Here is a 4,552-nt window from a genome sequence, read left to right as displayed (position 1 = left end):
CCGTCTGTGAGTGTGGGGGGGGGCTTCCGCTCGGGCTCCCCCCCTCCGCGGGGGCGGGGCCAGCGGGAGGGGGGGGGGGGGGGGGGGGGGGCGGGGCGGGGCGCCCCCGACCCCCGCCCCGCACGGGGCCTGAGCCCCTCACCCCGGGGCCGATCGCTGATGCGGCGCATAGAGCGGCGCGTCGGCCGCCCGCCCTCCCGGCGGGGCGGCGGACGCGCCGACCCTCACGCATCCGGCACACATCAGCATTGGGGTACTGACTCATGCACGAAAAGACTCGCCGTGCCGTGCTCGGCACGGGCATCGCCGCCGCGGGCAGCGGTCTGCTCGCCGCCTGCGGCTCTTCCGGCCCCCGCCCCCACGCCGGAGGCCCCGACGGCGTGGATCGCAACGCGATGGGCGCCCCTGCCAGGCCCGGCGCGCCCGCGGACGACGTCCCGGCGCAGTACGTCTCCCCTCACGGCCCGGAGGTCGCCGAGACCGAGCGGCGGCGGGGCCCCGGGCCGGTGCGCACCTTCCGGCTCACCGCCACCGCGACCACCCTGGACATCGGCGCCCGCAAGGTGACGTCCTGGGCGTACGAGGACCAGGTGCCGGGCCGGGAGATCCGGGTGACCGCGGGCGACACGATCGCCCTCACCCTCGCCAACAACCTGCCGCAGCCCACCACGCTGCACTGGCACGGCGTCCGGCTGCGCAACGACATGGACGGCGTCCCCGGGGTGACCCAGCGGCCGATCAAGACCGGCGCCGCCTACGACTACCGCTTCACCGCGTTCTACCCGGGCACGTACTGGATCCATCCGCACTCGGGCGTCCAGCTGGACCGGGGGCTGTACGCACCGCTGATCGTGGAGGATCCGAAGGAGCCGCTGACGTACGACAAGGAGTGGGTCGTCGTCCTGGACGACTGGCTCGACGGGGTGGGCGGCCGCACCCCGGACAAGGAGTTCGAGCGGCTCAACGCGGGCAAGAGCGGCCCGGTCGGCCATGCGATGGACGACGGCCCGATGGACGACGGCTCCACGGAAGGCGGCTCGACGGAAGGCGGCGGCAAGCGCGGCGCCAAGGCCACGGGCACGGCCAAGGCCACGGCGACAGCCAAGGCCAAAGCCACGGCGACAGCCGGAGCCACCGCCAAAGGCACCGCCGCGGGCGGTGCCAAGCGCGACCGGGCCCGGTCCACGGCGCGGAAGAAGGCCGCGCCCAAGGCCGCCCCCAAGGCCGCGCCCATGGAGAGCCGGCTGCTGGGCGGCCACGCGGGCGATGTCACCTACCCCTACTACCTGGTCAACGGCCGCACCCCCGAGTCCCCGCAGGTCTTCCGCGCCAAGCGCGGCGACCGGATCCGCATCCGCATCATCAACGCGGGCGGCGACACCGCCTTCCGCGTCGCCCTCGGCGGCCACCGGATGACCGTCACCCACACCGACGGCTACCCCGTCGTACCGGCCAAGACGGACGCGCTGCTGCTGGGCATGGGCGAGCGCTACGACGTGCTGGTCACCGCCAAGGACGGGGTCTTCCCGCTCGCCGTGATCGCCGAGGGCAAGGGGCGGTCCGCGATGGCGGTGCTGCGCACCCGTGGCAAGAACCCGGTGAAGTTCCCGCGCCCCAAGGAGCTGAACGGCGAGCTGCTCACCGCGGACCGGCTGAAGGCGGCGGAGGACGTCCGGCTGACGCCCAAGGAGCCCGACCGCATCATCCGGATGCGGCTCACCGGCTCGATGCGGCGCTGGGACTGGGCGATCAACGGCCGGCCGTACGACCCCTCGCAGCGCTATCCGGTACGGGAGGGTGAGCGGGTGCGGATCTCGTTCATCAACGGCACCGACATGTGGCATCCGGTCCATCTGCACGGCCACACCTTCGCGCTGCCGGACGGCGGCCCCCGTAAGGACACCACGGTCCTGCTGCCGCACCACAAGGTGAACGTGGACCTCGACGCCGACAACCCGGGGCTGTGGATGGTCCACTGCCACAACGTCTACCACTCGGAGTCCGGGATGATGACCATCCTCGGTTACCAGAAGTAGCCGCTCGCGGCGGGCAAGGCCCGGTCCCCGGAGGCGAAGGGGCCGGGCACGGCTCGCCCGGCGTGAGACCGGGCACCGTTCGTCCGGCGTGAGAAGGGAGACACCCCCGGCTATCGCGTCAGACAGACGATTACACTGGGCGCGTGCCTCAACTTCGCCTCGCTCTGAACCAGATCGACTCGACCGTCGGCGACCTCGACGGCAACACCGAATCGATACTCCGCTGGACCCGGCACTCCGCCGAGCAGGGCGCCCATCTGGTGGCGTTCCCCGAGATGGTGCTGACCGGCTACCCCGTCGAGGACCTGGCGCTGCGCTCGTCCTTCGTCGAGGCGTCGCGCGCCGCGCTGCACGCGCTCGCCGAACGGCTGAACGCCGAGGGGCTGGGCGAGGTGCCGGTGGTCGTCGGCTACCTCGACCGCAGCGAGCGCGCCCGGCGCTACGGCCAGCCCGCCGGGTCGCCGCAGAACGCGGGCGCGGTGCTGCACCGGGGCGCGGTCGTCCTGACCTTCGCCAAGCACCATCTGCCGAACTACGGCGTCTTCGACGAGTTCCGCTACTTCGTGCCCGGCGACACCCTGCCCATGGTCCGCGTCCACGGCGTCGACGTGGCGCTCGCCATCTGCGAGGACCTGTGGCAGGACGGCGGCCGGGTGCCGGCCAGCTGCTCGGCGGGGGCCGGGCTGCTGCTGTCGATCAACGCCTCGCCGTACGAGCGGGAGAAGGACGACACCCGGCTGGACCTGGTGCGCAAGCGGGCCCAGGAGGCGGGCTGCACCACCGCGTACCTGGCCATGATCGGCGGCCAGGACGAGCTGGTCTTCGACGGCGACTCGATCGTCGTGGACCGGGACGGCGAAGTCATCGCGCGGGCCCCGCAGTTCGCGGAGGGCTGTGTGCTGCTCGACCTCGATCTGCCCGCCGCCGACCCGGGCTCGGTCCCCGAGGGGATCGTGGACGACGGGCTCCGCATCGACCACGTCACCCTCTCCGCCGACCCGCTGCCCCGCTACGAGCCGGAACTCGCGGGCGGCGAGGCCGAGCGGCTCGGGGACGACGAGGAGATCTACACGGCGCTGGTCGTGGGGTTGCGGGCCTATGTGGCGAAGAACGGCTTCCGCAGTGTGCTGATCGGGCTCTCCGGCGGGATCGACTCCTCGCTCGTCGCCGCCATCGCGTGTGACGCGGTCGGCGCGCAGAACGTGTACGGCGTCGCGATGCCCTCGCGCTACTCCTCCGAGCACTCGATCGACGACGCGGCCGAGCTGGCGCGGCGCACCGGGCTGAACTTCCGCACGGTCCCGATCGCCCCGATGTTCGACGCCTATATGGGCTCCCTGGGCCTCACCGGGCTGGCCGAGGAGAACCTCCAGTCGCGGCTGCGCGGCACGATGCTGATGGCGATCTCCAACCAGGAGGGCCACATCGTCCTCGCCCCGGGCAACAAGTCCGAGCTGGCCTGCGGCTACTCCACGCTCTACGGGGACTCGGTCGGCGCGTACGGCCCGATCAAGGACGTCTACAAGACCTCCGTCTTCCGCCTGTCGAAATGGCGTAACCGTGCGGCGGAAGAGCGGGGCCAGACCCCGCCCATCCCCGAGAACTCGATCACCAAGCCGCCGAGCGCCGAACTGCGCCCCGGCCAGGTCGACACCGACTCGCTCCCCGACTACGACGTCCTCGACCGGATCCTGGAGCTGTATGTCGACCGCGACCAGGGGCGTACCGAGATCGTGGCGGCGGGATACGACGACGCGCTGGTGACCCGGATCCTGCGGATGGTGGACACCGCCGAGTACAAGCGCCGGCAGTACCCGCCGGGCACGAAGATCTCCGCGAAGGGCTTCGGCAAGGACCGCCGGCTGCCCATCACCAACCGCTGGCGGGAACACGTCTGAGGCGTTTGGGGTCTGAGGCTCGTGGGGCCCGAGGCTCGTGGGCAGCGTTACGCGCGGCGCCCTATGACTACGCCTGGGCGTCCAGAAACGCCCTGATCAGGCCCAGCCACGCGGCGGGCGCCTCCACGAACGGCAGATGACCGGACGCCAGCTCGACGAGGCGCGCCCCCGGGGTCGCGTCCGCCACGTGACGCCCCGGACAGCGGAAAGGCCCCCGCTGTGTGGCGGGGGCCTCGTTTCGACGGCGGTCGGGCTGGACGCACCTCGGCACGGCCAGCGCACCGCGACACGGTTCAGCCGCCTCGGCAGGGCTCAGCGCACAGCGCGGCCCAACCGCCGCGGCTGGGAGGCGCCCCGAAGGGGCGCGGGGCTGTGTCGATGTGCGGCTCCGCCGCGTGGGCGCGACCAGCCACGACGCCGCCGCGGACGATCGACGGCAGGTCGGGGCACCCCCTGCGGAGCGCTTACGGGGTGTCCGGCGGATCGTGACGCCTGCGGCGGGCTGTTCCCCTCCCCGCCCCCTTCCCGTTACCCGGGGCTTCGCCCCTGGGACCCCCGGGGGTCTGGGGCGGAGCCCCAGTTTCGGGAAGGGGCGGGGAGGGGAAAGACCCGCCGGAC

General features: G+C 72.8%; 2 protein-coding genes. Both read left to right on the top strand.

Annotated elements, in window-relative coordinates; translation table 11 throughout:
* The first annotated feature begins 263 nt into the window (after window positions 1-263).
* The gene (locus tag ACFXB5_RS52820; RefSeq protein WP_385223091.1) at window positions 264-2,036 is read left to right on the top strand and encodes a multicopper oxidase family protein; all 1,773 of its coding nucleotides are present in this window, start codon (window positions 264-266) and stop codon (window positions 2,034-2,036) included.
* Window positions 2,037-2,179: 143 nt separating this feature from the next.
* Entirely contained in the window at window positions 2,180-3,934 is a 1,755-nt protein-coding gene (locus tag ACFXB5_RS52815) for an NAD+ synthase (RefSeq protein ID WP_385223089.1), read from the top strand.
* Window positions 3,935-4,552: the final 618 nt, after the last annotated feature.

The organism is Streptomyces sp. NPDC059455 (assembly GCF_042750115.1).
In the GTDB taxonomy this organism is placed as follows: Bacteria; Actinomycetota; Actinomycetes; order Streptomycetales; family Streptomycetaceae; genus Streptomyces; species Streptomyces endocoffeicus.
The sequence above is the reverse complement of the archived record's forward strand: the minus strand, read 5'-3'. Positions and strand labels throughout refer to the sequence as shown.

What these genes read in the sequence shown, in the direction of transcription:
- ACFXB5_RS52820 (WP_385223091.1), top strand. Translation starts at nt 264, where the DNA reads ATGCACGAAAAGACTCGCCGTGCCGTGCTCGGCACGGGCATCGCCGCC.